Origin of the sequence: Nocardia cyriacigeorgica (assembly GCF_029868385.1) — a bacterium.
Taxonomy (GTDB): domain Bacteria; phylum Actinomycetota; class Actinomycetes; order Mycobacteriales; family Mycobacteriaceae; genus Nocardia; species Nocardia cyriacigeorgica_F.
In genome coordinates this window covers 29,397-54,825 of record NZ_JARWNX010000058.1, presented here as the reverse complement: position 1 = coordinate 54,825, position 25,429 = coordinate 29,397, and the positions used below count along the sequence as shown (strand labels likewise).

The 25,429-nt window shown below is 68.3% G+C and carries 27 protein-coding genes; 19 read left to right on the top strand and 8 right to left on the bottom strand.

Annotated features, from left to right (window positions below; translation table 11 throughout):
- Positions 1–3 precede the first annotated feature (3 nt).
- The 3 genes from hisF (at position 4) to hisI (ending at position 2,208) form a co-directional block, all read left to right on the top strand.
- Positions 4–777 (top strand): imidazole glycerol phosphate synthase subunit HisF, encoded by a 774-nt coding sequence (hisF, locus tag QH168_RS19450; RefSeq protein ID WP_280236155.1) that lies wholly within the window; start codon positions 4–6, stop codon positions 775–777.
- Positions 778–882: 105 nt separating this feature from the next.
- A complete protein-coding gene (locus QH168_RS19445; RefSeq protein WP_432421137.1) occupies positions 883–1,818 on the top strand; it encodes a TIGR03564 family F420-dependent LLM class oxidoreductase in 936 nt (311 codons plus the stop codon).
- Positions 1,819–1,860: 42 nt separating this feature from the next.
- Complete coding sequence (gene hisI, locus QH168_RS19440) at positions 1,861–2,208, top strand: phosphoribosyl-AMP cyclohydrolase (RefSeq protein ID WP_280236153.1); 348 nt, start codon at positions 1,861–1,863, stop codon at positions 2,206–2,208.
- Here hisI and QH168_RS19435 read toward each other — a convergent pair whose 3' ends face one another.
- The 3 genes from QH168_RS19435 to QH168_RS19425 form a co-directional block, all read right to left on the bottom strand.
- The gene (locus QH168_RS19435; RefSeq protein WP_280236152.1) at positions 2,209–2,643 is read right to left on the bottom strand and encodes a MarR family winged helix-turn-helix transcriptional regulator; all 435 of its coding nucleotides are present in this window, start codon (positions 2,641–2,643) and stop codon (positions 2,209–2,211) included.
- A gap of 172 nt (positions 2,644–2,815) precedes the next feature.
- Entirely contained in the window at positions 2,816–3,439 is a 624-nt protein-coding gene (locus QH168_RS19430; RefSeq protein WP_280236151.1) for a permease, read from the bottom strand.
- A 176-nt stretch (positions 3,440–3,615) separates the two neighbouring features.
- Entirely contained in the window at positions 3,616–4,077 is a 462-nt protein-coding gene (locus tag QH168_RS19425) for a peroxiredoxin (protein WP_280236150.1), read from the bottom strand.
- 62 nt (positions 4,078–4,139) lie between these two features.
- Here QH168_RS19425 and QH168_RS19420 point away from each other — a divergent pair, with 62 nt between their 5' ends.
- The 9 genes from QH168_RS19420 (at position 4,140) to QH168_RS19380 (ending at position 14,290) form a co-directional block, all read left to right on the top strand.
- On the top strand, positions 4,140–5,708 hold the full coding sequence (locus tag QH168_RS19420) for an anthranilate synthase component I (RefSeq protein ID WP_280236149.1): 1,569 nt from the start codon (positions 4,140–4,142) through the stop codon (positions 5,706–5,708).
- The gene (locus QH168_RS19415) at positions 5,705–6,454 is read left to right on the top strand and encodes a TIGR02234 family membrane protein (protein ID WP_280236148.1); all 750 of its coding nucleotides are present in this window, start codon (positions 5,705–5,707) and stop codon (positions 6,452–6,454) included. The genes QH168_RS19420 and QH168_RS19415 overlap by 4 nt, the downstream gene beginning before the upstream one ends.
- A gap of 174 nt (positions 6,455–6,628) precedes the next feature.
- Positions 6,629–7,447, top strand: coding sequence for an indole-3-glycerol phosphate synthase TrpC (gene trpC / locus QH168_RS19410; RefSeq protein WP_280236147.1), 819 nt, complete (start codon positions 6,629–6,631; stop codon positions 7,445–7,447).
- A complete protein-coding gene (trpB, locus tag QH168_RS19405; protein ID WP_280236146.1) occupies positions 7,447–8,721 on the top strand; it encodes a tryptophan synthase subunit beta in 1,275 nt (424 codons plus the stop codon). Before trpC ends, trpB begins: the two co-directional genes overlap by 1 nt.
- Positions 8,718–9,518: a tryptophan synthase subunit alpha gene (gene trpA / locus QH168_RS19400; protein ID WP_280236145.1), complete on the top strand. Its 801-nt coding sequence runs from the start codon at positions 8,718–8,720 to the stop codon at positions 9,516–9,518. The genes trpB and trpA overlap by 4 nt, the downstream gene beginning before the upstream one ends.
- Before the next feature lie 310 nt (positions 9,519–9,828).
- On the top strand, positions 9,829–11,025 hold the full coding sequence (lgt, locus tag QH168_RS19395) for a prolipoprotein diacylglyceryl transferase (protein ID WP_280236251.1): 1,197 nt from the start codon (positions 9,829–9,831) through the stop codon (positions 11,023–11,025).
- 245 nt (positions 11,026–11,270) lie between these two features.
- Positions 11,271–11,885: a hypothetical protein gene (locus tag QH168_RS19390; protein ID WP_280236144.1), complete on the top strand. Its 615-nt coding sequence runs from the start codon at positions 11,271–11,273 to the stop codon at positions 11,883–11,885.
- Positions 11,886–11,961: 76 nt separating this feature from the next.
- The gene (gene pyk / locus QH168_RS19385) at positions 11,962–13,380 is read left to right on the top strand and encodes a pyruvate kinase (protein ID WP_280236143.1); all 1,419 of its coding nucleotides are present in this window, start codon (positions 11,962–11,964) and stop codon (positions 13,378–13,380) included.
- Positions 13,381–13,420: 40 nt separating this feature from the next.
- On the top strand, positions 13,421–14,290 hold the full coding sequence (locus QH168_RS19380; RefSeq protein ID WP_280236250.1) for an acyl-CoA thioesterase: 870 nt from the start codon (positions 13,421–13,423) through the stop codon (positions 14,288–14,290).
- A 184-nt stretch (positions 14,291–14,474) separates the two neighbouring features.
- Here the strand turns inward: QH168_RS19380 and QH168_RS19375 are convergent, their stop codons facing one another.
- The 4 genes from QH168_RS19375 to QH168_RS19360 all read right to left on the bottom strand — a co-directional run bounded on the left by QH168_RS19375 (position 14,475) and on the right by QH168_RS19360 (position 17,233).
- On the bottom strand, positions 14,475–14,882 hold the full coding sequence (locus QH168_RS19375; protein WP_280236142.1) for a hypothetical protein: 408 nt from the start codon (positions 14,880–14,882) through the stop codon (positions 14,475–14,477).
- 96 nt (positions 14,883–14,978) lie between these two features.
- Positions 14,979–15,602 (bottom strand): low molecular weight phosphatase family protein, encoded by a 624-nt coding sequence (locus QH168_RS19370; RefSeq protein ID WP_280236141.1) that lies wholly within the window; start codon positions 15,600–15,602, stop codon positions 14,979–14,981.
- A gap of 158 nt (positions 15,603–15,760) precedes the next feature.
- Positions 15,761–16,276: a phenylacetaldoxime dehydratase family protein gene (locus QH168_RS19365; RefSeq protein WP_280236140.1), complete on the bottom strand. Its 516-nt coding sequence runs from the start codon at positions 16,274–16,276 to the stop codon at positions 15,761–15,763.
- Between the two features lie 210 nt (positions 16,277–16,486).
- Positions 16,487–17,233 (bottom strand): SDR family NAD(P)-dependent oxidoreductase, encoded by a 747-nt coding sequence (locus QH168_RS19360; protein ID WP_280236139.1) that lies wholly within the window; start codon positions 17,231–17,233, stop codon positions 16,487–16,489.
- 135 nt (positions 17,234–17,368) lie between these two features.
- On the opposite strand from QH168_RS19360, the gene QH168_RS19355 reads away from it, so the two are divergent.
- The 6 genes from QH168_RS19355 to QH168_RS19330 all read left to right on the top strand — a co-directional run bounded on the left by QH168_RS19355 (position 17,369) and on the right by QH168_RS19330 (position 23,172).
- Complete coding sequence (locus tag QH168_RS19355) at positions 17,369–17,872, top strand: MarR family winged helix-turn-helix transcriptional regulator (protein ID WP_280236138.1); 504 nt, start codon at positions 17,369–17,371, stop codon at positions 17,870–17,872.
- Between the two features lie 152 nt (positions 17,873–18,024).
- The gene (locus QH168_RS19350; RefSeq protein WP_280236137.1) at positions 18,025–18,708 is read left to right on the top strand and encodes a hypothetical protein; all 684 of its coding nucleotides are present in this window, start codon (positions 18,025–18,027) and stop codon (positions 18,706–18,708) included.
- An 8-nt stretch (positions 18,709–18,716) separates the two neighbouring features.
- The gene (locus QH168_RS19345; protein WP_280236136.1) at positions 18,717–19,475 is read left to right on the top strand and encodes a hypothetical protein; all 759 of its coding nucleotides are present in this window, start codon (positions 18,717–18,719) and stop codon (positions 19,473–19,475) included.
- A 51-nt stretch (positions 19,476–19,526) separates the two neighbouring features.
- Complete coding sequence (locus tag QH168_RS19340) at positions 19,527–20,594, top strand: Lrp/AsnC family transcriptional regulator (protein ID WP_280236135.1); 1,068 nt, start codon at positions 19,527–19,529, stop codon at positions 20,592–20,594.
- A 291-nt stretch (positions 20,595–20,885) separates the two neighbouring features.
- Positions 20,886–22,517, top strand: coding sequence for an amidohydrolase (locus QH168_RS19335; RefSeq protein WP_280236134.1), 1,632 nt, complete (start codon positions 20,886–20,888; stop codon positions 22,515–22,517).
- A gap of 61 nt (positions 22,518–22,578) precedes the next feature.
- Positions 22,579–23,172 (top strand): TetR/AcrR family transcriptional regulator, encoded by a 594-nt coding sequence (locus QH168_RS19330; RefSeq protein ID WP_280236133.1) that lies wholly within the window; start codon positions 22,579–22,581, stop codon positions 23,170–23,172.
- Positions 23,173–23,430: 258 nt separating this feature from the next.
- On the opposite strand, the gene QH168_RS19320 is transcribed toward QH168_RS19330, so the two are convergent.
- Positions 23,431–24,255 (bottom strand): NmrA family NAD(P)-binding protein, encoded by an 825-nt coding sequence (locus QH168_RS19320; protein ID WP_280236132.1) that lies wholly within the window; start codon positions 24,253–24,255, stop codon positions 23,431–23,433.
- A 230-nt stretch (positions 24,256–24,485) separates the two neighbouring features.
- Between QH168_RS19320 and QH168_RS19315 the strand changes: the two genes are divergently transcribed.
- The gene (locus QH168_RS19315; protein ID WP_280236131.1) at positions 24,486–25,367 is read left to right on the top strand and encodes a LysR family transcriptional regulator; all 882 of its coding nucleotides are present in this window, start codon (positions 24,486–24,488) and stop codon (positions 25,365–25,367) included.
- Positions 25,368–25,429: the final 62 nt, after the last annotated feature.

The window sequence follows — 25,429 nt, the reverse complement described above, 5'->3', positions numbered from 1 at the left end:
GCGATGACGGTCGCGGTACGCGTGATCCCCTGCCTGGACGTGGATGCCGGGCGGGTGGTCAAGGGCGTCAACTTCGAGAACCTGCGCGATGCGGGCGATCCGGTGGAACTGGCCGCCCTCTACGACGCACAGGGCGCCGACGAACTGACGTTCCTGGATGTCAGCGCATCCTCCGGCGATCGCGGCACCATGATCGACGTGGTCACCCGTACCGCCGAACAGATCTTCATCCCGCTCACCGTCGGCGGCGGCGTACGCACCGTCGACGATGTGGACCGGCTGCTGCGCGCGGGCGCCGACAAGGTGTCGGTCAATACCGCCGCCATCGCCCGCCCCGAGGTGCTGCGGGAGATGTCGCAGCGGTTCGGCTCGCAGTGCATCGTGCTCTCGGTCGATGCCCGCACCGTCCCGGACGGTCAGCCCGACACCCCCTCCGGCTGGGAGGTCACCACGCACGGCGGCAAACGCGGCACCGGCATCGACGCCGTCGAATGGGCGGTGCGCGGCGCCGAACTCGGCGTCGGTGAGATCCTGCTGAACTCGATGGACGCCGACGGCACCAAAGCGGGTTTCGATCTGCCGATGATCCGGGCCGTACGCGCGGCGGTATCGATCCCGGTGATCGCCAGCGGTGGTGCGGGGGCGGTCGAGCATTTCGTGCCCGCCGTGGAAGCCGGTGCGGACGCGGTGCTGGCGGCCAGTGTGTTCCACTTCCGGGATCTGAGCATCCCCGAGGTCAAGGGCGCGATGCGTGCGGCGGACATCATCGTCCGGTGACCCAGGCGGTCGGCGGCGACCAGGCACTATTTCGGATCGGCGCGAGCGAATCGCGAGTATCGGACCCGGCGGAATCCGCGCTCACCGCGCGCTGTTCGTCCGCACATGGGAATCGGTGTGGCAATCGGGCCTCGGGCCTTGGATACCTCGGACAACGCGATCGACGCTGCGGTGGCCCTCGGCCGGGAAGCGGCGGCGGCCGGGTTGGACTCGCTGTGGTTCGGGCAGACGTTCAGCCATGACAGTATCGCGGTGGCCGCGCACGTCGGGCGTGAGGTGCCCGGCCTGGAGGTCGGCCCGTCCGTAGTGCCGATCTCGGCGCGGCATCCGCTGCTCGTGGCCAGTCATGCGCAGACCGCGCAGGCCGCTGCGCGTGGGCGGTTCACGCTCGGGGTGGGACTCGGCGCACCGGCATTCGCCGAACCCGTGTACGGGGTGAGCTTCGACCGGCCGATCACCCGGCTGCGTGAGTTCCTCACCGTGCTCGGGCAGGTGTTCGAGGACGGGGACGCGGATTTCCACGGCGCGACCGTGACCGCGGCGCCGCCGTTGACCGCGCGCGTCGCCGGAGCCGACCGTGTGCCGGTGCTGGTGGCGGCGATGGGGCCGCAGGCATTGCGCGTCACCGGTGAACTGGCCGACGGCACACTGCCGTTTCTGGTCGGGCCGGGTGCGTTGGGCGACCATATCGTCGAGCCGATCACCGCGGCCGCCGCACAGGCGGGACGTCCGCGGCCCCGTATCGCAGTCCTGGTGCCCGCGGTCGTCACCGCCGATATCGAAGGGGCGCGTGAGGCCGCCGCCGCGCAGACCGCTTTCTACGACGGTATTCCGTCCTACCGGCGCGTCGTCGAACTGTCCGGCGCCGATCGGGCCGCCGATCTGGTGGTGATCGGCGACGAAGCGGTGCTCGCTGCCCGCGTGGCCGAATACTTCGACGCGGGCGCGACCGATGTGATCCTCACGCAGACCGATCTGACGACGGCGGCCGACCGTGAGCGCACCTGGGCGGCATTCGGCGCACTCGATCATCCACGCTGACGGGCGGTCCGGGGCGCATCGACGGCCTGCTATAACGGTGGCATGACACTCGACCCCGCGATCGCCGCTCGGCTCAAGCGCAACGAGGCCGGTCTGTTCTCGGCTGTCGCGCAGGAGCGCGGCACCGGTGACGTGCTGATGGTCGCGTGGATGGACGACGAGGCACTGGCCCGGACGCTGGCCACCCGCAAAGGCACCTACTACTCGCGTTCACGTCAGCAGTACTGGGTGAAGGGGGAGACCTCCGGGCACACGCAGTACGTGCACGAAGTGCGGCTGGACTGCGACGGCGACACCGTACTGCTCGTGGTCGATCAGGAGGGCGCCGCCTGCCACACCGGCACGCACACCTGTTTCGACACCGATGTGCTGCTCGCCGCGCAATCCTGATCAGTAGCCGGTGGTCTCGTCCCTGGTTCTGATCGGGCTGCCGAGACCGTCGGAGAGTTGGGCCGTCATCGCCTCACCGAGATCGGCGAGGGTGGCGGTCTGAGCGGGATCCAGTCCGTCGAGCACCAGTCTGCGGACCGCGTCCAGATAGCCGGGCGCGGCCTCGACCACCTTCTTGTAGCCCTCATCGGTGAGCACGGCCTGCACACCGCGGCGTCCTGCGGTGACGGTGCGTTCGGCCCAGCCCATGCGCTCGAGCTTCGACACCACATGAGACAGTCGCGATAGCGATGCATTTGCCCTGTGGGCAAGCTCACTCATCTGAAGTCGATGGCCCGGCTCCTCCGACAGCAGCGACAGCACCCAGAATTCGAAGTGCGTGACGCCGGACTCGCGTTGCAGCTGGGTGTCCAAAGCGCCCGGCAGGCGTGTCATCAACGCGACAATCGCCCGCCAAGCTCGTTGTTCTACTGGATTTAGCCACTTCGTCACTGTGCGCCTTCTCTCGAGCCAAGTGACGTGGTTTCACACTGACAGTCACCCGCGCACACGAGTTTGCCACGACTTCGCTCGGTCGTCTGCGAGACGCGAAACGACGTGAGGTCACTCACAGATTTTCGGGGCGGTGAGCCTCGGTTCCCGCAGTGTCTCCGGTCGTGCGGACAGCCGCCGTCGAGTCGATGGATGTCGTAGCGCCTGCGGACACGGCAGCCTTGGCTTCCGCTCGCCGCCGCCATTGCCGCCGGACCACGACGAACACCACAGCGAGGAAGATCAGCAGGGCGATGAGCGCCCCGACCACCGAGGCCCCGCGGAAGGCGGGCGCGTCGACGTCCATGATGCGTTCACCGGCGTGCGCGGCATTGTTGCCGCCGAGCACCACTGTCAGTGTCATCAGATTCGGGATCGCGAACAGCACGGCGAGGACCACCGCGCCGCCCGCGATCACCTTGCCACCACGCCGCCGCCACACCAGCACCGCGATCAGCAACAAGAACAACGGGACGGCGGCACACAGGCCGCCGTAGACCAGACCCCAGCCGATGCCCTTGGAGAAACTGCCGCCCACCATCTCGCCGACCCGTTGGGCCCACCAGCGCGGGATGAACGCCGCGAGGATGAGGTAGGCGACGATGAGCACCACGACCAGGACGGCGCCCGCGATGATCCGGGTGCGCCAGGAGATCGAGGTGGATGTCCGCGTGTCCGGCGTGCGCTCGGGCGTGGTCATGAATCCAGCGTAGGCCCGACTGGTACCGGCGTGCCGTTGATCGGCCCGGTGTTTCGGAAGGAACGACCCGGTCCGGGACTATCGGCCTGGTACGCGGCAGAAGACGCCGGTGCGGGATCTCGGGTCGCGGTCCGACAGGAGACGCCGGTCCGGGAGACACCCGGACCGGCGGTGGATCAGTTGGTGCGTTCGCGCAGGAAACGCAGCGCCTCATCGGCGTGCACAGTGGCGCGCAGCTCACCGGTGATCACGGTGAGCACCGTCCGATCCCGATCGATGACGAAGGTCTGCCGCTTGACCGGCGCCAGTTTGCCCAGCAGTCCGCGCTTGACGCCGAACTGCGCGGCCACCGCGCCGTCGGTGTCCGACAGCAGCGGGTAGTCGAGCCGCTGCTTGCCCGCGAAGCCGGCCTGGGTGTCGACCCCGTCGGCGCTGATACCGGCGCAGCTCGCGCCGATCGCGGCGAATTCCTCGGCCAGATCACGGAAATGGCAGGCCTCGGCGGTGCAGACCGGGGTGTTGGCCGCGGGATAGAAGAAGAGTACGAGGGGGCCGTCGGCGAGGAGATCGTCGAGGGAACGCACGGTACCGGATTGATCGGGGAGCTCGAACTGCGGAGCGAGCTGGCCAGTCTTCATGGATCGACCGTACCGGCGGGTGCGCCGATCGGCCTGATCCAGCGGCCTGGGATGATGGTGCGATGCAGGGCGCATCCCACCGCCAGGACACCACGGCCACCACGACCCGCGAACAGTTCCACCAACTGGCCGCCGAACACCGGGTGGTGCCGGTGACCCGAAAAGTCCTGGCGGACTCCGAAACTCCACTGTCGGCCTATCGCAAACTGGCCGGTGACCGGGCAGGCACCTTCCTGTTCGAATCCGCGGAGAACGGACGGTCCTGGTCGCGCTGGTCGTTCATCGGCGCGGGCAGCCCATCGGCGCTGACGGTGGTCGACGGCGAGGCCGCCTGGCTCGGCACCACCCCCGCCGACGCTCCGTCCGGTGGTGACCCGCTCGACGCGCTGCACGAAACCCTCGAACTGCTGCGCACCGAGCGCATGCCCGGACTACCGCCGCTGACCAGCGGCATGGTCGGCTACCTCGCCTATGACGCGGTGCGGCGGATGGAACGGTTGCCGTCGGTGGCCGCCGACGATCTGCAACTGCCCGATCTGGTGCTGCTGCTGGCCACCGACCTCGCCGCCTTCGACCACCACGAGGGCGCCATCACCCTCATCGCCAATGCCGTCAACTGGAACGGCACCGCCGAACGGGTCGACGAGGCCTACGACGACGCCGTGGCCCGGCTGGACCGGATGACCGCAGCCCTCGCCGCGCCCGCACCGTCGACGGTATCGGTGTTCGACCAGCCCGAACCGCAGTATCGGCGCGGCCGCACCACCGAGGAATTCGGCGCGGGGGTGCGCAGACTGGTCAAGGAGATCGAGGCGGGCGAGGCCTTCCAGGTGGTGCTGTCGCAGCGCTTCGAAATGGATTACGACGGCGCGCCGATCGACCTGTACCGGATGCTGCGCGCGTCCAACCCGAGCCCGTACATGTACATGCTGCACGTGCCCGACGGCTCGGGTGGCACCGCGTTCTCCATCGTCGGTTCCAGCCCGGAATCGCTGGTGACGGTGAAGGAAGGCGTGGCGACCACCCATCCCATCGCCGGTACCCGGTGGCGCGGTGTCACCGAAGCCGACGATCTGCTGCTGGAGAAGGGCCTGCTCGCCGACGAGAAGGAGAACGCCGAGCATCTGATGCTCGTCGATCTCGGCCGCAACGATCTGGGGCGGGTGTGTCAGCCGGGCACGGTGCGCGTCACCGATTACCGGCACGTCGAGCGCTACAGCCACGTCATGCATCTGGTGTCCACGGTGTCCGGTCGGCTGGCGCCGGGCAAGATCGCCCTGGACGCGGTACGCGCCTGCTTCCCGGCGGGCACGCTGTCCGGTGCGCCGAAGGTGCGGGCCATGGAGCTGATCGAGGAGCTGGAGCCCACCCGGCGCGGGGTGTACGGCGGCGTGGTCGGCTATCTCGATTTCGCCGGTGACGCCGATACCGCGATCGCCATCCGCACCGCGCTGCTCAAGGACGGCACCGCCTACGTCCAGGCCGGTGCTGGTGTGGTCGCCGATTCCGAACCCGAATACGAGGACACCGAATCGCGTAACAAGGCCATGGCGGTGCTGCGCGCGGTGGCCGCCGCGAAGACGGTGCGCGCCTATCGCGCGGATCAGGACAGCGACGAGGCGCCTGCATGAGCGTTGAACGCGACCCGGACACCGGTCCACCCGCGCACGACCGGGACGACACGCCCGCCGCCGGTTCGGTGCAGGTCTCGAACCAGCGGCGCTATCCCGTCATCCCGGTGGTGCTGCTCGCCCTTGCCGCGGCGGCCCTGTGGGGCGCGTCGCGGATGACGTGGGTGAGCCTCACCTCCTCCGACGGACTCACCGAACCACGCACCGACGATCTCGACGGCGGCACCTGGTTCGGTGCGCTCACCCCGCTGGCGCTGGTGTTGCTGGCCGCCATCGCGGCGGTGCTCGCCACCAAGGGCTGGCTGCGACGGGTGGTCGGTGTGCTGGTGGCGCTGGTCGGCGCCGTTGTCGCGGTACCCGCACTGGCGCTGCTCACCGGTTCCGGCGCCACCTCCCAGCGCGCCGCCACCCTCGCCGAACTCCCCGGCCGCGCGCAGGTCGACGAGGTGAGCACCTCCGCCCTACCCGCCGTTCTGACCATGGCGGGCGCACTGGCCGCATTCGCCGCTGGTGTGTTGCTGGCCAGGATGCCGAAGGAGAGCGCACCGTTGTCGGGCAAGTACGACAATCCGGTCGCCCGTCGCGCCGCCGCCACCGACCTCGTCACCGGTCGCGATGACGACACCACCGCCCCTCCGGTCACCGAACGGGTGCTCTGGGACGCGCTCGACGCGGGCACCGACCCCACCGAAGATCGTCCGCGCAGCGCCCGTGACGAGGATCGCTGCGCACCCGACGACAGATGACCCGATGACCGGGCGACCCGCCGCAGCACACGTGGCAGGCACCCCAACCCTGGTGCCAACCCCGGCGCACGCGCGCCGCACCCGCCCCTTTACTCTTGATCAGCACCGGTGAGACAGCGCCTGGGGGGATTTCTCAGGCAGTGAGTCCGTCTCCCCAGAAAGGATTCGAGCCAGATGACGGTACTCGACTCGATTCTCGACGGGGTCCGCGCGGATGTGGCCGCACGGGAATCCCTGCTGGATTTCCAGGCCATCAAGGCCGCCGCGGCCGCCGCGCCCCCGCCCCGGGACGCGCTTGCGGCCTTGCACGAGGACGGCATCGGCGTGATTGCCGAGGTCAAGCGAGCCAGCCCGTCCAAGGGCGCGCTCGCCGAGATCGCCGATCCGGCCAGCCTCGCCAAGGCGTATGAGGAGGGCGGCGCCCGCATCATCAGCGTGCTCACCGAGGGTCGCCGCTTCCACGGCTCGCTCGACGATCTGGACGCTGTCCGCGCCGCCGTGAACATCCCGGTGCTGCGCAAGGATTTCGTCGTCGGCCCGTACCAGATCCACGAGGCCCGCGCCCACGGCGCCGATGTCATCCTGCTGATCGTCGCCGCGCTGGAGCAGGACACGCTCAGCTCGCTCATCGACCGCACCGAATCGCTCGGGATGACCGCGCTGGTCGAGGTGCACACCGAGGAAGAAGCCGATCGTGCGCTCAACGCGGGCGCCTCGGTCGTCGGTATCAACGCGCGCAACCTCAAGACCCTGGAAGTGGACCGCGACTGCTTCGCGCGGATCGCGCCGGGACTGCCCACCGAGGTGATCCGCATCGCCGAGTCCGGTGTGCGCGGTACCGCCGATCTGATGGCCTACGCCGGGGCGGGCGCGGACGCCGTGCTCGTCGGCGAAGGTCTGGTGACCAGCGGTGATCCGCGTGCCGCGGTCTCTCAGCTGGTGACCGCCGGCACTCACCCGTCCTGCCCGAAGCCCGCCCGGCGGGCCCGGTGATGGCGGGTCGCGAACTGCCAGCGGCCAGCGCGGGCGTGGCCCACCGCAGCGGGCACGAGCCCGATGGCGGCGGCCATTTCGGCGTCTACGGCGGCAGGCATGTGCCGGAGGCGCTGATGGCGGTGATCGAGGAGGTCACCGCCGAATACGACAAGGCCCGCCTCGACCCCGGATTCCTGAACGAACTCGACCGGTTGCAGCGTGACTACACCGGCCGTCCGTCGCCGGTGTTCGAATGCACCCGACTGGCCGAGCACGCCGGTGGCGCGCGCATCCTGCTCAAGCGTGAGGATCTGAACCACACCGGATCGCACAAGATCAACAATGTGCTCGGGCAGGCGCTGCTGGCCAAGCGCATGGGCAAGACCCGCGTCATCGCCGAGACCGGCGCCGGACAGCACGGTGTGGCCACCGCGACGGCCTGTGCACTGCTCGGGCTCGACTGCATCATCTACATGGGTGCGGTCGACACCGCCAGGCAGGCGCTCAACGTCGCCCGGATGCGGCTGCTCGGCTCCGAGGTCGTCTCGGTGACCACCGGATCGCAGACGCTCAAGGACGCCATCAACGAGGCGCTGCGCGACTGGGTGTCCAACGCCGACGACACCTACTACTGCTTCGGCACCGCCGCCGGACCGCATCCGTTCCCGCTCATGGTGCGCGATTTCCAGCGCGTCGTCGGCCTCGAGGCCCGCGAACAGGTGCAGGCGCTGACCGGTCGGCTCCCCGACGCCGTCGCCGCCTGCGTGGGTGGTGGCTCCAACGCCATCGGCATCTTCCACGCCTTCATCGACGATCCCGGCGTACGCCTGATCGGCTACGAGGCCGCCGGTGACGGTGTGGAGACCGGCCGTCACGCCGCCACCTTCACCGGTGGTTCGCCCGGCGCGTTCCAGGGCGCCTACTCGTACCTGCTCCAGGACGAGGACGGGCAGACCATCGAATCGCATTCCATCTCCGCCGGTTTGGACTATCCGGGTGTCGGCCCCGAGCACGCCCACCTCAAGGACACCGGTCGCGCCGAATACCTGCCGGTCACCGATTCCGCCGCGATGGACGCGCTACTGCTGCTCAGCCGCGCCGAGGGCATCATTCCGGCGATCGAATCCGCGCACGCGGTGGCCGGTGCGCTCGAACTCGGCAAACAGCTCGGACCGGGCGCGATCATCCTGGTGAACCTGTCCGGGCGCGGGGACAAGGATATGGACACCGCCGCCCGCTGGTTCGGACTGTTCGACGACGACGCCGCAGAGGGCAAGGGGAACGCGCAGTGAGCCAGCAGTCCAGACTCGCCAACACCTTCGCGGCCTGCCGCGCCGAACACCGCGCCGCCCTGATCGGCTACCTGCCCGCCGGTTACCCGGACCTGGACGGTTCGATCGCCACCGTGCGGGCCATGGTGGAGGCCGGATGCGACATCGTCGAGGTCGGCGTGGCGTACTCCGATCCGGTGATGGACGGACCGACCATCCAGCAGGCCGCCGAGCAGGCACTGCGCGGCGGTGTGCGGGTGCGCGATGTGTTCTCCGTGGTCGAGGCCGTCACCGCGGCCGGTGCGCAGGCCGTGGTCATGAGCTACTGGAATCCCGTGCTCAAGTACGGGGTGGATCGTTTCTCGCGTGATCTGGCCGCCGCCGGTGGCGCGGGCATCATCACCCCGAATCTGATCCCGGAGGAAGCCGACGACTGGTTCGTCGCCTCGGCCGCACACGATCTGGACCGGATCTTCCTCGTCGCACCGTCCTCCACCGAGGAGCGGCTGGTCAAGACCCTGGAAGCCTCGCGTGGTTTCGTCTACGCCGCGTCCACGATGGGTGTGACGGGCGCGCGTGACGCGGTGTCCTCGGCCGCGCCCGCGCTGTGCGCACGGGTCCGCGCCCACTCCGATATCCCGATCGGTGTCGGGCTGGGCGTGCGTTCCGGTGCGCAGGCCGCCGAGATCGCCGCCTACGCCGATGGTGTGATCGTCGGATCGGCATTGGTCAGCGCCGCTGCCGAAGGGCTGGACGCGGTGCGGACCTTGACCGCCGAACTCGCACAGGGCGTCCGGTCGGCGACGGTGGCCTCCTGATCTTCACCGGCACGACGGTTCGGATGTGGGGACCGTCGCGTCCTGAGCGCTGCGGTAGACGGGCGCTGTCCGAGCGACGAACTCGCTGATCGGTAGCCGCGACGGCCGTACGATGTCACCTCCGGCCCTTGTCGGTAGCACCTGATCGTGCGTCACCGAACCGAGCGGGGTCGCATCCGGTCGGATCCGTGCCGCGGCCTCGGCGACCCGCGCAACTTGCCTCGCCATACCGCTCGACTACGGTGGCCCCGTGACCCTACGAGTCCTGGCAGACAGTGTTTCCAGCATCGGCACGCGCGGTGACGGCGTTCTGAGCGCAGGCGCCGCCGATGTGCTCGCCTATCTTCCCAGCCCGCCGCAGGGCGTCTGGCAGATCGGGCCGTTCCCGCTGCGCGCCTATGCGCTGTGCATCATCATCGGCATCATCGTCGCCATCTGGTGGGGTGAGCGGCGCTGGCGCGAGCGCGGCGGGCAGCAGGGCGCGGTGCTGGATGTCGCGATGTTCGCCGTCCCGTTCGGTCTCATCGGCGGCAGGCTCTACCACGTCGCCACCGACTGGCAGAAATACTTCGGCGCCGACGGCAACCCGATGGACGCGCTCAAGATCTATCAGGGCGGCCTCGGTATCTGGGGCGCGGTATTCCTCGGCGGTATCGGCGCCTGGATCGGCTGCCGCGTCTACAAGATCCCGCTGCCAGCCCTCGGTGACGCGATCGCCCCGCCGATCCTGCTGGCCCAGGCGATCGGACGACTCGGCAACTACTTCAACCAGGAGCTGTACGGCCGCGAGACCGAGCTGCCCTGGGGTCTCGAGATCTACCAGCGTTTCGACGATCAGGGTCGGCTGGACATGATGAACGGCGTCTCCACCGGTGTGGTGGAGAAGGTCGTGCACCCGACCTTCCTGTACGAACTGGTGTGGAACGTCGCGGTGGTGCTGCTGCTGGTCTACGTCGACAAACGCTTCCGCATCGGCCACGGCCGTCTGTTCGCCCTCTACGTCGCCGGATACAGCTTCGGCCGGTTCTTCGTGGAACTCATGCGCGATGACGAGGCCACCCAGATCGCCGGTATCCGCATCAACTCCTTCACCTCCGCCCTGGTCTTCCTCGCTGCCATCGCCTACTTCGTGTTCGCGACCAAGGGCCGCGAAACCCCGGAACAACTCCAGCCCGGCGCGGAAAAGCGCCCATGGCCCTGGCAGCTCGGCGCACTGCGTCGCGCCGGTGCGGCTTCGGCAGCGGCCGAGCAGAGCGCGGTCGACAGCGACAAGGCCGACACGGCGACCGAGGACGCGGAGTCAGGCACGGCGGAGGACACCGAGTCGGGCGGCGACGCGGAGTCCGGCACGACCGCCGAATCGGGCAAGGACGCGAAATCTGACGACAGCCCCTCGTCGGGGGAGGACGTCGAGTCCGACAATGCTGCGGAGTCCAGCGAGAGCGCCGAGCCCGGTAAGAGCGCGAAATCGGACAAGGCCACGGAGTCGAGCAAGGTCGCAGAGTAGCGGGCGCTGCGGAGTCCGGCATGGCTGCGGGGTAGCCGGGACGCATCGAATCTGGTTGTGTGGCAACGGTCGGCCCGCACCGCGATAGTCGAGCAGTGCCTCTGCACGAATCGTGCGGCCGGAGCACGTTCGGGCGACAGCGAGGCCACTGCCCGACAGAATGGGTGGCGGGCCCGCACGGCCGTGGATGGTCGAGGATGGGTATCGGGGGGCGGTGCGCGCGCCCGGAGGACAGGAGGACGCGAGTGGCCGAGTCGGATCGGAATGTATCGGGAACAGGTGGTCCGCAGTACGGCCCACCCGGTACCGGGCCGAGTCTGCGCAAGGCCACCGATCCGCCGGTGTCATCGCATCCGGGGGATCAGGCCTACCCCGCCGACGGTGGTCCGGCCCAGCCGGGAACGGGCTATCCGCAGCAGCCCCCGGGGCCGCGACCCACCACCGCCTTCCCGTCCATGGCAAGTGTGATGTATCCCGCGATGCCGCCCGGTTCGATGCCCATGGGGGTGCCGGGCGGGTTCCTGATGTCGATCGGCGATATCGGTATCTCCGAGGATTCGGTCACCACTCCGGCGGGCACGATGCCGCTGCGCGGCGCGGTGTGGACGATCACCGATATGTCGCAGACCGCTGAAAAGATCCCGACCTACGCGGTGGTCCTCGCGATCGTGCTGTTCCCGCTGTGCTTCCTCGGCCTGCTGTTTCTGCTGATCAAGGAGACATCCACGGTCGGCTACGTGCAGGTGACGGTCACCAGCGCGGGCCGCTACCACTCCACGATGATCCCGGCGCAGAACCGGCAGACCTTCCCGATGCTGATGCATCAGGTGAATGTCGCGCGTTCGCTCAGCGCCCGGTGACGCGGGCGAGCGCGACCACGGCGACTCGGCATGGCCGCGGCGCGCCCCGTTCCCGCGTCAGGACTAGGCTCTACTCGTGATGCGACGGACGAAGATTGTGTGCACCCTCGGCCCGGCCACTGCCACCGAGGACCGTATTCGAGAACTCGTCGAGAGCGGTATGGACGTGGCGCGGCTGAATTTCAGCCACGGTGAGCACTCCGACCATGCCGACAACTATAAAAAGGTGCGCCAGGCCTCCGACCATGTCGGTCGCGCCGTCGGCATTCTCGCCGATCTGCAAGGCCCGAAGATCCGCCTCGGCCGTTTCATCGAAGGCCGTACCGTCTGGGCGACGGGCGAAGAGGTGCGCATCACCGTCGAGGACTGTGAGGGCACCCACGACCGCGTCTCGACCACCTACAAGGAGCTCGCCGCCGACGCCAAGCCCGGCGACCGGCTGCTCGTCGACGACGGCAAGGTCGGTCTGACCGTCACCGCCGTGGACGGCGACGACGTGGTGTGCCGGGTCACCGAGGGCGGCCCGGTCAGCAACAACAAGGGCGTATCGCTGCCAGGCATGGATGTGTCGGTGCCCGCGCTGTCGGACAAGGACATCGAGGATCTGGAGTTCGCCCTGAAACTGGGCGTCGACTTCATCGCGCTGTCGTTCGTGCGTTCGCCCTCGGATGTCGAGCTGGTGCACGACGTGATGGACCGGGTCGGTCGGCGGGTTCCGGTGATCGGCAAACTGGAGAAGCCCGAGGCCATCGACAACCTCGAAGCGGTCGTGCTCGCCTTCGACGCGGTCATGGTGGCGCGCGGTGATCTGGGCGTGGAGTTGCCGCTCGAGCAGGTGCCGATCGTGCAGAAGCGCGCCATCCAGATGGCGCGGGAGAACGCCAAACCGGTCATCGTGGCGACGCAGATGCTGGAGTCGATGATCGAGAACTCGCGTCCCACCCGGGCCGAGGCCTCCGATGTGGCCAATGCGGTGCTCGACGGCGCCGATGCGGTGATGCTGTCCGGTGAGACCTCGGTCGGCGCCTATCCGATCGAGACGGTGCGCACCATGGCGCGCATCGTGCACGCGGTGGAGACCGAATCCACCCGAGTGCCGCCGCTGACGCATGTGCCGCGCACCAAGCGTGGTGTCATCTCCTACGCCGCCCGCGATATCGGCGAGCGGCTCAATGCCAAGGCGCTGGTGGCCTTCACCCAGTCCGGTGACACCGTGCGCCGCCTGGCCCGGCTGCACACCCCGCTGCCGTTGCTGGCGTTCACCCCGCTGCCCGCGGTGCGCAGCCAGCTCGCGCTGACCTGGGGCACCGAAACCTTCATCGTCCCGACGGTGGACAGCACCGATGCCATGATCAAGCAGGTCGATCAGGCGTTGCTGAGCATGAATCGCTATCAGAAGGGCGACCTGGTGGTTATCGTCGCGGGCTCCCCGCCCGGTACCGTCGGTTCCACCAACCTGATCCACGTGCACCGTATCGGTGAGGAGGACCATTAGAGTGAGCACCTCGCTCGGCGACCCCATCGACGTCGATTCGATGTCGGCACGCCATTCCGACCTGGACGTACTGCTGGATCTGCTGGATCTGGATCAGACCGGCGAGGACGTCTTCGTCGGCCAGCATCCGGAGAAGGTGTGGAGTCGGACGTTCGGCGGGCAGCTGGTGTCGCAGGCGATCATCGCGGCGGGCCGCACGGTCGGTGACCGGCCGGTGCATGCCGTCAACGCGCATTTCGTGCGCGGCGGCGATGTGAAGAAGCCGATCGAGTATCGGGTCGACCGGCACCGCGACGGCCGTTCCTTCGCCAACCGCACCGTCACCGCCAGCCAGGACGGCCAGGAACTGTTCGTCATGCTCGCCGCCTTCCAGGACTGGGGCAAGGGTCTCGAGCATGCCCATGAGCAGCCCGAGGTCCCGGACCCGGAGACGCTGCCGCGGGTGGAGGAGAGCTTCGAAGGCTTGGAGGACAAGCTGGAGATGTTCGTCAAGGCGCCGCATCCGATCGATATGCGCTACACCAACGATCCGTCCTGGATCCTCAAGGGCACCGGTGAGCGGCTCAACCACAACCGGGTGTGGATGCGCGCCGACGGCACCCTGCCCGATGATCCGCTGATCCATGTGGCGACCCTCGGCTACTCCTCCGATACGACGGTGCTCGATTCGATCATCACCACGCACGGTCTGTCCTGGGGCCTGGACCGGATCGTGGCGGCGACGGTGAATCATTCCATCTGGTTCCACCGTCCGTTCCGGTTCGACGAATGGGCGTTGTACGCCACCGAATCCCCGGTCGCGGCGGGTTCACGCGGCCTGGCCACCGGCCGCTTCTATTCGCGCAGCGGTGAACTGCTGGCGACGACGGTGCAGGAAGGGCTCATCCGCCACTTCCCGTCCCGCCGCTGATTTCGTTTCGACCTGCGCCCGGGTATTCCGGGCGCAGGTCCGAAGAATCGGCGAGCGCGGGGTACCGGGTGATCGCAGTGCCCCGTTCTCTCGGTCGTCGCGACGGCCGCAACGGTACCCATGCCGATCGCCGCGGAAAGGCCATGGGTGCAACAATATTCGTTCCGCGCAAGGTCGGCTCGACTCAGATACGTTCGATGGTGGGGTAGAGGTCGACGTCGGCGCGTTGATGAGCGTGGATACGGAAGGCGATCTCATGCGTGGTGGCCGCGGTGATGCCGGTGCGCAGCCGATCCTGTAGAGCGGCCATATCGGTATCGGTGAGTTCGGTGGGGTCGCCGACCAGGCTCAGCGCGATCTCGTAGGTGCCGTGACCGACGGGCAGCACATCGGAATTTGCCGCACGACACTGGTTTTCGAACTCGCGGTGCAGTGGATCGTCGGGGGCCGCGGGTAGCGTGAACCGCCAGGCGAAGACGTCGCGGTCGGCTAGATGGTCGTCGAGTGCCGTTCGCACGGCCTCGACGATGCGCTCGAGGTTGTCCGGTGTCACATAAACATGGAGCGAAACATCCGAAATGCGTTTCGGCATGTCTGATTCCTGTCGTGTGTTCGGAGGGCGCCACCGGGTCGAAACGTCGACGGCGGAGGTCTTTTCGCGGGAGTGTAGTCCCTTCCCGCGCGGGAGTCAGGCATACCAGCCGGTGCGCTGGGCGGCGAGAAATGTCGCCAGGGGCGCGGAGCCGCTTCCCGGCTGCAACACCAGCCCCCGACGCTCGTCGGACCGGTGTGGTTCGCCGGTGTCGAGGGCAAGCAGCAGCGGCAGCAGGGCCTCGGCGATGCGGTCACCGACCGCGCAGTAGGCCGGTTCGGACAGCCCCACCGGGTCGGCGATGTTCTCCCGACCCACCAGCGACAGATCATTACGGGCCCGGTGCAGTTCGGCCACGGTCCGTGCGCCGGTGACCTTGGCGATGCGGTGGGCCTCGAGCAGAGTGAAGGTGCGCGCGGCGGCGCCGAAAGCCATGCTCGCGGCCTGATCACGGAGGGGTTCGGTCATCGCGAGGACGAGGTCGGCGCGGTCGATGTGCTCGGGTTTCAGCTTGCGCGCACGGAAGTTGTCCGGATCAGCACCCAGCCCGGCGATGGTCTGCGCGGCCAACGGTTCGACCGGGAATCCGACCAGCGCCCGCGTCCCCGCGCTCTCCGCGGTGAGCCCCGTGAGCCCGTGTTCGACCGCGATGGCGCGTGCGAGCCGTTCGGCGATCACCGAACGGCACACATTGCCATTGCAGACGAACAGGATGTGCATGCGGATACGGTAAAGCGCGCGATTACCGACCAGAAGTACGAAAAGTGCAATATCACACTCGCTCGCCCACATATTCATCTGCGCTTAGCGCGCTGTACACCATCGCCCAGCGGTGTTCGATTCGGGTACGGGCGCGTCGCGAATTGCCACGCCGATGGCTATCCTACGGAATCGCCGGGGTAGTAATCATTTTCGGTTACCACCGGTGGGTAGGCCGGAGGTTCGTCGTGCACCCGGCCGCGGGTGGAGAACATCCGGCCTCGGCTGGCGTTGACAGGTGCGAACCGGGCCAGCCCCGTCGGGGTGGTCATATCGTCGTACACAGCGTCGATACCGCCGCGCAGGAAGTACGCCTCATGCCAGAACCCGGTGCCGCCGGAATCGCGCAGGAACTGCTGCCACCAGTCCCGGTGCGGCGCGGACCGGGTCCAACGCTCCAGACTGTCGAGATCGCGCCAGTACTGCCGAGCCCCCCAATGCGGCGGAAACAGCGACCAGACGACATCCTCGTGCAACAGCAACCCATCGGGCTGATCCCGATGCGATTGATACAGCTTCGGCCCGACTCCGAGCAGCCGTAGCATCCCCCGCAACTTGTTCACCCGCATACCGAGATAGATCACGACGAGGTCCGGATACCCCGACAGATCTACCGTCGACCTGGTCACCCGCATGCGTTACCTCCACGACGTCATAGAAGGGATACGCGCCGAGGCGCAGCCTGGTTCAACGTGCCGGTCATCGGACGGCCCTACCTTGACCGACCTGTTGAACGTTGATCGGATGGGAGCCGTGTCGGAGCGAGCCGAACCCATCACGCGATGCCCGGCCTTCGCGAGACAGTGAGCGAAAGTGCCGCTGACGATGACCTTCCCGGCACGTCCTCACGCGGGAAGGGTGCTGAGTTCTCCGCCGTCGGCGGCGAGGATGGCGCCGTTGACGTAGCTGCTGGCGGGACCGGCCAGGAACGATACGATTTCGGCGATCTCGTTCGGGTCACCTGCTCGGCCGCGGGCGTTGGTTTTGTCCAATGCTGTGATCTGCTCGCCGAGCATCGCAGCGGTGCCCTCGGTGCGGACCGGGCCAGGGGATACGGCGTTCACGCGTACGCCCGCGGGACCGAATTCGGTGGCCCAGTAGCGGGTGAGGGTTTCCGTCGCGGCCTTCGAGGCGCCGTAGGCGGCGCCGATCGGTGCGGGCATACGGCTCGCGCTGGACCCGACCAGCACGATCGATCCGCGGCCGCGCCGCACCATGCCGGTTGCCAGCGCGCCGACGAGCAGGAACGGCGCGCGGGTGTTGACCGCGATATGGCGGTCGAAGCTCGCCGCATCGGTCGCCGCGGTGGGCGCGAACTCGTAGAGCCCGGCGTTGTTCACCAGGATGTCCACCGCGCCGGCCGCGGCGGCCAGTCGCAGTGTGTCATCGGCATCGGTGAGGTCCGCGGCGAGGAAGCGGGCGGTACCGCCCTCGTCCGCGATCTCCTGCACCAGAGCCGCGCCGCGTGCTCGGTCCCGCCCGTGCAGGACGACCTCGGCTCCCTGTCGTGCCAGGTTCCGCGCGATCGCCTTGCCGATGCCCGCGGTCGCGCCTGTCACCAGGGCCGAGCTTCCTTGCAGAGCAGTGCTCATGGGTCGTCTTCCTCGCTGTTGTCGTGACGGCTCTTGCGCGGATCGCAGAGGAGCCCTTCCGCATCAACTATGCATGACAGATGTTCTGTCGACAAGAATATCTGCCATATAATGCATCCGTGCTAGCATGCGGGCATGAACGGTTCGAGGTCCGAGGTCGCGAGGTCGCGCGCAGACGCCGAGGAACTGGCATTGGCGACCGATCTCGGTTGGTCGATCCGCATGGTGTCGGCCGCGTTCCGCCGCGTCGCCGGGGATTCGGTGGCCGATATTCCCGGCGGGGCGCGCGGCTATCTCGTGCTGATCGCTCTCGCGGGAGGTGAGCCGCCCACCCAGCTCGCTCTGGCCAGGGACGTCGGCCTCGATCGCACGGTGATGACCTACCTGCTCGACGATCTCGAATCCCATGAACTGATCACCCGCAGACCCGACCCGCGCGACCGGCGCGCCCGCCAGGTCCTGCTCACCGACACCGGCCGCGACCTCCTCGGCCACGTGCGCCGCAGCCTCGCCGCCGCCGAAGCGCGCCTGCTCGCCGATCTCGACGACGCCGACACCGAGCAGTTGCGCACCCTGCTCTCCCGCGTCGCCCGAACCGCTCAGCGCGACACGATCGCTCCCGACGAACTCGACTGCTGATACGCGGTCGCGGCCGACGGCAATGCGGCGGTCGCGGTGCTGACGGATTCCGGCGAAGTCCGCTGAACATTGATGGCATCCGGCGATTCGGTATTGCCATGTGCAAACCATGTGACAGTGGCAGCGGTCACCATCCCGGATGAGGAGTATCCATGAGTTCTCGCGTTGTCGCCGTCGCCGCGATGTGCGCCGCCATCACCTGTGCGACCGGGAGCGCGACTGCCGCCGCGAACCCCGGAACCGCCGTCGCACCGGTGTCCTACCGGACCGGGCAGGTGGGTGACGCTGTGGCGGTCACCTTGGACGGCGGCGTTTTCGCGCTATCGGCGGATCAGCGGTCGGTGGCGGTGCGGGACGCGGCCGGAACGGTACTCGACACCGTGCCGTTGACGGCCGAACTCGACGGTGCGCCGGTGCCGATCAGGCAGCAGATCTCCGCCGACGCGCGCACCCTGACGCTGACCCCCGATCTCACCGACATCTCCCGCGCGTCGGTGCGGCCGGTGGCTTCACCGGTGGAGAACCAGCTGGCCATGAACGATCTCATCAACGCGGTCAGCCTCAGCATGTCCGTCGGCAGTCTCATCGGCACCGCGATCGGTGCGGTCGCCGGGGTCGGGATCGGTGTCGCCGTCGCGGGAGCATCGTGCCTGGTGTTGAGCCTCGGATGCGTGGTGGCTGTGCTGCCGATCGTCACACTTGCCGGTGCGGCGGGCGGAATCGCCGGATTGGTGGTGGCCGGTGGTCCAACGGCTGCGGTGGCCGCCTACAACTACCTCACCACCCTCCACGCGGCACCGGGCACCAGCGTCTACGCCGAGCAGACGGGTAACTGAGGGCGGAAATGCGTTATCACACAGCAATTCTGGCCGCTGCGCTCGCCTCGTCCGCGATCGTCGGCGCTACGGTGACCGCGAGCCCCGCCGGGGCCGATGCCGGAACGGATCCGCGGTGGCGGGCGACGGTGACACACGATTCGGTGGTCACCACGATGGAGGCCGGTGCTTTCACCCTCGCCGCCGATCATCGATCGGTATCGGTGCGCGATGCTCATGGCCGCGAGCTGGCGAGCCTGCCGTTGTCTCTGGACATCGACGGGCACCGATACCCGATCACCCAGCAGATCTCGCCTGATGGTCGTCGACTCACGCTGACTCCGGACCCGGCGGTCGCGTTCGCCGCGCGGCCGATCGCCTCTCCCGTGGAGAACCAGCTGGCGCTCACCGAACTTGCGGGCAAAATGACCACGGCCACCATGGCGGGCACCGTCGGTGGCACCGTCATCGGGTTGCTGATCGGCGCGGTCGTCGGCCTCGGGTCCTGTCTGGTCGTCGGCCCGGCGTGTGTGGCGACAGCGCCCGCCGCGCTCGCGGCCTTCGCCGGTGCGGGCGGTCTGGCCGGAATGCTGCTCGTCGGCGGCGGCACGCTGGTCGGCGGACTGTGGAAGTACCTGACCACGGTGCAGGCGGCTCCCGGTACGAGCGAGTACGCCGGGCGCGGTGGGTTGGGCGACCCCGACGGCACCGGTGTTCCCGACGCGACTCCGCGACTGCCGAGGATCGTGCTGCCCAGTGGTTCGGCCTCGGGGTCGGCGGGCAGATGATGCGGTCGGGCTGCGCGGATGCGGTCGCGCGAGGACCATACGATGCAGAACATGACAGACGGTTCAGGGGCCCGGCAGGAACGCGGCGTAGTGCACGACGCGGCGTCGGATCCGGTCATCTCCGAGCAGGATCTGTCGATCATCGACGCGCTCCAGACCGCGCCGCGGGCGCCGTGGTCGCGGGTGGCGTCGGCGCTGGACGTCGACGCCACCACCGCCGCGCGGCGCTGGGAGCGGATGCGCGCCGACCACGCGGCCTGGCTCACGGCCTACCCGTCGGCTCGGGTCGTCACGGTCGCCTATATCGAGGTGCGATGCCGTCCGCGCTCGGTCGAGGCGGTGAGCGCGGCGACAGCGCAACTGCCCTGGGTGTTCTGTGTGGACGAGACGGCCGGCGAATTCGATCTGCTGATCTCTGCCGGAGCAGCGGATCTGACAACTCTGGGGCGTTGGGTCCGCGAGGGGCTCGGTGGGCTGCGTGGAGTCAGATCCTTCCGGATGCGGGTGGGTATCACGCTCTTCGGCGAGGGCCGGGACTGGCGGATGCGGGTCCTACCGCCCGCCCAGCGTGCCCGACTGGTCACGCCGCGACCATCGAGCCGGACCGCATTCGTGGCGAGCGGGCTCCATCGGTTGTCCGCGGCGGACCAGGCCTTGCTGACGGCGCTGCACGCCGACGCCCGGACGAGCTTCGCCGCGCTCGGATCGGCGATCGGGGCCAGCGAACATACCGCGCGTCGGCGCCTGGAACGGATGCAGCGCAACGGCGATATCGTGCTCCGCTGCGATTTCGCATACACCCTCGCCGGGTTGTCCACGCTGGTGATCTACAGCATGGCCGCCCCGCAAGGTCGGCTCTCCGATATCGGGGCGGCGTTGGCCGCGGTCGAACAGGTGCGGCTGTGTGTGGCGGTGACCGGGCGACACGGGCTCATGGTGCACGCGCTGCTACCGGGGCTCACCGGCATCGAACCGTTCGAAGCGATGCTGGCCGACCGATTTCCCGCCCTGGAGATTCGCGATCGAGCAGTGGTTCTGCATTCGCCGAAGCGGATGGGTTGGCTGCTCGACGACCGTGGTCGCGCGACCGGCCGCATTCCGCTGAGCCCTCCCACCTGAGGGCGGATATCCACGGCGCACCGCCTTCTCCATGACTAGGGAAGCCGGACCCTCCCGTCCACCCAGCAGCGCTGCCCTCGCCTCGAATATCGAGCCGGTCGATCCCCGCGGTTCCCGCTCGACGCCGATCAGATAAGGAGCACCATCGTGTGTCTCGAATGCAAATCGATTCCGTGGATGCACGGAAAGCAACTCTCGCGACGGGACGCGCTGCGGTTCACGACCGCTCTCGCGGGCGCGCTCGGACTGGGTTCGGCCGCCGGAGGTGGTGTCGCGCAAGCAGTCCCGGCGATGAACGCCCCTGCGCGCCAGGCACTGATCAACACCACCGTGGTGACCATGGATCCGCAGCGACCGACCGCCGCCGCGGTACTCGTCGAAGGCGATCGGATCGTCCAGGTGGGTACGGTGGAGGAAATCCGGACGGCCCTAGGCCTGCGCGGCGGCGGCCAGGAAGTCGATCTCGGTGGGCGCACGCTCACCCCCGGCTTCCTCGATCCGCACGGGCATTTCCTGCTGACCGGCATCAGCACCCTCGCCGCCGACCTGTCGGCACCACCGCTGGGCGCCGTGGACTCCATCGATCAGGTGCTCGCCCGGCTGCGTGAGCAGGCCGCGAAACCGGCGGTCGGCGGGAACCTGGCCTGGGTGGTCGGAATGAAGTTCGACGACACCGCGATTCGCGAACAGCGTTTCCCGACCCTGGCCGAACTGGATTCGGTGGCGCCGGAACGCCCACTGCTCGTGCTGCATATCTCGGGACACCTCGCCATGGTCAATTCGGCGGGCCTGGCCACGCTCGGCATCGCCCGCGACACACCTGATCCCGCCGGTGGTGAGTACGGTCGGGCCGCCGACGGCGCACCGAACGGCATGTTGCTCGAATCCGCCGCCTCCACCACCCTGAACAAGGCGATGCCCACCTACGATCCGTCCGCGGTGCTACGGGTGGTCGACGCCGCCACCGACGGCTGCCTGTCGGCCGGTGTCACCACGGCGTGGGACGCCGCGGTGAGCCCGCTGTTGCTGACGGCGTATTCCGTCCTCGCTCAGGTGCCGTATCTGCGTGTGCGACTCGGTCTTTGGCTCGACGGCGAGAACGTCGCCGGTATCCGAGACGCGGTGGCGAAGGCGCCGAATCGAGCGCCATGGCTACAGACACGGGGAGTCAAGGGTTTCGCGGACGGCTCCATCCAAGGGTGGACCGCCGCGCTGACCGAGCCGTACCACAGCTTCCCCGCCGCGGGCGCGCCCGCCGGACCCGCCGGGAAGCTGCGCACCTCGGTCGACGATCTGACCGAACTCATCGCCACTGCCTTCGACTGCGGTCTACCCGCGGCCCTGCACGCCAACGGTGACGCTGCCGCCGACGCGGTCATCGCCGCCACCCGCGCGGTACGTGCGCGCAGGGGCGCGCCCATCCCGGTGCTCATGCAGCATTGCCAGGTGTTGCGCGCGGATCAGATCGAGGACATGGCCGGTCTCGGGATTCACGCCTCGGTGTTCAGCCGCCACATCTACGTGTGGGGCGACCGGCACCGCGACATCTTCCTCGGCCCCGACCGTGCCGCTCGCCTCGATCCCGCACGCAGTCTGATCGATGCCGGTGTCTCGGTGACGCTGCACAACGACTCGCCGGTCACTCCATTGGATCCGCTGGCCACCATGCGCGATGCGGTCCAGCGCCGCACCGCCGCGGGCGATGTGCTCGGCCCGGCCGAACGCCTCACCGCGGCGGAAGCTCTGGCCGCCTACACCAGCGAGGCCGCTCGCCAATTGGGCTTCGCCGATCGTGGGGTGATCACACCCGGCCGCCTCGCGGATTTCGCTGTGCTGAACCGAGACCCACGGGGCACCGATCTCGCCGACGTCCGGGTGGAACAGACGTGGGTGGGCGGCACATGCAGCTGGACCAGACCCTGAGCAAGGCCGCCGCGCCACCGATCAATAATATTAGCGCCGTTAACAATTGTTAGATGGTGCCATGGCACCGTCGAACACTTCGTATCATCACGGCGATCTACCCGCCGCGCTGGTTCGCGCGGCTGTGGAACTTCTCGAAGAGAACGGCACCGCCGAGCTGTCACTGCGCGCGGCCGCGCGGCGCGCGGGGGTATCCACCGCCGCGCCGTACCGGCATTTCGCCGACCGGGATGCACTGGTGTCGGCCGTGGCCGCGGTGGGTTATCGCGAGCTGGCCGCCGACCTGGTCGCCGCGAGCGCCGCGCCGAAGACGGCCGAGGACTTCACCGATATCGCCGTCGCCTACGTCCGGTTCGCCCTGGCGCGCCCCGGCCTCTTCCGTGCGATGTTCGCCGAACCGTGCGATCCGACCAGCCCCGAGCGGCTCGCGGCGACCACCGCGATCCACGAGTACGTCCGGACGATCGTGCGGCAGGCGTTTCCGGACGCGGACGAGGAGGGGATGTCCACGGCATTGTGGTCGATGGTGCACGGCTTGGCGTTTCTCTTCCTGCACGGCAAATTCGATGCCACCGCGCCGGGCGCTCCCGGTGACACGGTGCGCGCGGCCGTCCACGCGGTTCTCGAGGTGTCGCCGCACACCGGACCGGAGTGAATCCGGGCGGCCGCCGTGCCGGAGACCCCGAGACCGAGGATGTCGCTGGCTCCCGGCGGCGGCGGATACATACCCCGCAGCTGCATGATGTGGGCCCGGTGGCAGATGGCGAAATGCCTATCCCTCGAGAGCTGGACGAGCCTGCTCATGGTGGTCGCCCCCCGCCTCTCACATCTGGGCAATCCCTGATTCCGAACATGCCTTGCCCCGGATACGGTTGCGGGGCAAGGCATGTGCAGATTGCCGTGGCGCTACGCGTCAGTTGTTCCAGACGCCGCGCGCCGCCGCCTCGCGGGCGAAATCGGCGAAATCCTTCGGTGCGCGGCCCAGGGCCTCTTCGACTCCGTGCACCAGATGCGCATTGCGGCCGTCGAGCACGTTCTCGAACAATTCGGCGAAATCCTCGGGCAGTCCGTGCTGCACGAGGGCGGCGCGGTATTCGTCCTTGGTGATGGGCACGTACCGGATATCGCGGCCCGTGGCCTTGCTGAGTTCGTCGGCGACATCACCGAAGGTGAGCAGCCGGGGCCCGGACAGCTCGTAGGTCCGGCCGATGTGCTTCGGGTCGGTGAGCGCGGCCACCGCGACATCGGCGATATCGTCGGCATCGACGAAGGCCTCCGCGGCCTGTCCGGTCGGCAGGGCGATCTCACCGGCCAGGACCGGCTCCAGGAAGAACGCCTCGTCGAAATTCTGGTTGAAGAAGCTGGAGCGCACGACGGTCCAGTCGGCGCCCGAGGCCTTCATCTTGTTCTCGCTGACCACAGCGCCTTCCTCACCGCGCCCGGAGAGCAGGACCAGGCGCCGGGCGCCCTTGGCGACGGCCAGCGCGGCGAACTCCTCGATGTCCTCGGCGGCGCCGGGGAAGGCGAGGTCGGGGTAGTAGGTGAGGTAGACGGCGCCCACGCCGTCGAGGGCGGGCTCCCAGGTGCGCGCGTCCTCCCATACGAAAGGCGGCTCGCCGGAGCGTGATCCGATACGGACCGCGTCGCCTCGCGCGGTGAGTCGCTGCGCGACCCGACGGCCGGTCTTGCCGGTGCCCCCGATGACGAGGGTCGTTGTGGCCTCGGTGTGCGTGACCATGTTTCTCTCCTGACTGGACGTGCGATGGGTGGATTCCCGTGTGATCAACTGCGTCCAGTCGTTCGTTCGGGGCGGTGAGCCTGCCTGGCCCGAGTGCTGTCCGCAGACGGCAGGCCTGGCCGAATGCGGGCGAGCGAAGCGCTCACCTCAACCTTGTCTGCGCGGTGGTCGTGGATCAACGACAATGTCGGCAACTGATTGTTAAGCCAGAGATTCACAGTGGGGCATGTATGGAGTTGCGCGATATCGAGATCTTCCTGACGCTGGCCGAGGAATTGCACTTCGGCCGCACCGCGCAACGGCTACATGTCACCCCGGCCCGGGTCAGTCAGGTGATCAAGAAGCAGGAGCGGCGGATCGGCGCCGCACTGTTCGATCGCACCACCCGCACGGTCCGCCTCACTTCCGCCGGTGAACAGCTGCATCGGGAACTCGCCGCGGGCTATCGGCAGATCATGGACGGCATCGCGAACGTCTCGGCCGCTGCGCGCAGTGTTTCCGGGACACTGCTTCTCGGCACGATGGGTCCACAGGCATGGATGTTGAACGCGGCCGTCGAGGCGTTCCGCGAGAATTATCCGGCGGTCGATGTCGGTCACCGGGAGATCAATCCCGTCGACCCGCTGACCCCCTTGCGCACGGGCGAGGTCGATATCGCCCATGTCTGGCTACCGGTGTGTGAACCCGATCTGACCGTCGGTCCCGTCACCCACACCTCGCCGATCATGGTGATGCTCTCGGCCAACCATCCTCTCGCCCAGCGCGAATCGTTGTCCCTGGAGGATTACGGCGACCTGACCTTCGTGGCCCACAACTCGCCGGTCCCGCCGTATATGGAGCAGGTGTTCCAGCCCTTCCACACTCCGTCCGGCCGGGCAGTACCCCGTGGCCCCGTGGTGGCGAATTGGGAGGAGCAGCTCAAAGCCGTCGGCTACGGGCAGGCCGTCATGGCGACCGTGGCGGAGGCGGCCGATTTCTACCCGTGGCCCGATCTCACCTACGTGCCCGTGCGCGACGCGCCGCCGTGTCGATGGGCGCTCGTCTGGCGCACCAGCTCCGAAACCGCCCTGGTGCGCGCCTTCGCCGAGACCGTGGCGGACGGCGGCGAATAACCGCGGGAGCGGTGGCCGCGCCCGGCGCCGCGGCTGTGCCGCCGAAGTATGGGCGCCCGTGT

What these genes read in the sequence shown, in the direction of transcription:
- QH168_RS19435 (WP_280236152.1), bottom strand. Translation starts at nt 2,643, where the DNA reads ATGACACGCCTGCCGGGCGCTTTGGACACCCAGCTGCAACGCGAGTCC.
- trpB (WP_280236146.1), top strand. Translation starts at nt 7,447, where the DNA reads ATGGCGGGTCGCGAACTGCCAGCGGCCAGCGCGGGCGTGGCCCACCGC.
- QH168_RS19350 (WP_280236137.1), top strand. Translation starts at nt 18,025, where the DNA reads ATGAGTTCTCGCGTTGTCGCCGTCGCCGCGATGTGCGCCGCCATCACC.
- QH168_RS19315 (WP_280236131.1), top strand. Translation starts at nt 24,486, where the DNA reads ATGGAGTTGCGCGATATCGAGATCTTCCTGACGCTGGCCGAGGAATTG.
- trpC (WP_280236147.1), top strand. Translation starts at nt 6,629, where the DNA reads ATGACGGTACTCGACTCGATTCTCGACGGGGTCCGCGCGGATGTGGCC.
- QH168_RS19345 (WP_280236136.1), top strand. Translation starts at nt 18,717, where the DNA reads ATGCGTTATCACACAGCAATTCTGGCCGCTGCGCTCGCCTCGTCCGCG.
- QH168_RS19335 (WP_280236134.1), top strand. Translation starts at nt 20,886, where the DNA reads ATGAACGCCCCTGCGCGCCAGGCACTGATCAACACCACCGTGGTGACC.
- QH168_RS19425 (WP_280236150.1), bottom strand. Translation starts at nt 4,077, where the DNA reads ATGAAGACTGGCCAGCTCGCTCCGCAGTTCGAGCTCCCCGATCAATCC.
- QH168_RS19430 (WP_280236151.1), bottom strand. Translation starts at nt 3,439, where the DNA reads ATGACCACGCCCGAGCGCACGCCGGACACGCGGACATCCACCTCGATC.
- hisI (WP_280236153.1), top strand. Translation starts at nt 1,861, where the DNA reads ATGACACTCGACCCCGCGATCGCCGCTCGGCTCAAGCGCAACGAGGCC.
- QH168_RS19365 (WP_280236140.1), bottom strand. Translation starts at nt 16,276, where the DNA reads ATGCGGGTGACCAGGTCGACGGTAGATCTGTCGGGGTATCCGGACCTC.
- QH168_RS19445 (WP_432421137.1), top strand. Translation starts at nt 883, where the DNA reads ATGGGAATCGGTGTGGCAATCGGGCCTCGGGCCTTGGATACCTCGGAC.
- QH168_RS19340 (WP_280236135.1), top strand. Translation starts at nt 19,527, where the DNA reads ATGACAGACGGTTCAGGGGCCCGGCAGGAACGCGGCGTAGTGCACGAC.
- QH168_RS19380 (WP_280236250.1), top strand. Translation starts at nt 13,421, where the DNA reads ATGTCGGCACGCCATTCCGACCTGGACGTACTGCTGGATCTGCTGGAT.
- hisF (WP_280236155.1), top strand. Translation starts at nt 4, where the DNA reads ATGACGGTCGCGGTACGCGTGATCCCCTGCCTGGACGTGGATGCCGGG.
- QH168_RS19375 (WP_280236142.1), bottom strand. Translation starts at nt 14,882, where the DNA reads ATGCCGAAACGCATTTCGGATGTTTCGCTCCATGTTTATGTGACACCG.
- QH168_RS19360 (WP_280236139.1), bottom strand. Translation starts at nt 17,233, where the DNA reads ATGAGCACTGCTCTGCAAGGAAGCTCGGCCCTGGTGACAGGCGCGACC.
- QH168_RS19420 (WP_280236149.1), top strand. Translation starts at nt 4,140, where the DNA reads ATGCAGGGCGCATCCCACCGCCAGGACACCACGGCCACCACGACCCGC.
- QH168_RS19370 (WP_280236141.1), bottom strand. Translation starts at nt 15,602, where the DNA reads ATGCACATCCTGTTCGTCTGCAATGGCAATGTGTGCCGTTCGGTGATC.
- QH168_RS19355 (WP_280236138.1), top strand. Translation starts at nt 17,369, where the DNA reads ATGAACGGTTCGAGGTCCGAGGTCGCGAGGTCGCGCGCAGACGCCGAG.
- QH168_RS19320 (WP_280236132.1), bottom strand. Translation starts at nt 24,255, where the DNA reads ATGGTCACGCACACCGAGGCCACAACGACCCTCGTCATCGGGGGCACC.
- QH168_RS19330 (WP_280236133.1), top strand. Translation starts at nt 22,579, where the DNA reads ATGGCACCGTCGAACACTTCGTATCATCACGGCGATCTACCCGCCGCG.
- QH168_RS19415 (WP_280236148.1), top strand. Translation starts at nt 5,705, where the DNA reads ATGAGCGTTGAACGCGACCCGGACACCGGTCCACCCGCGCACGACCGG.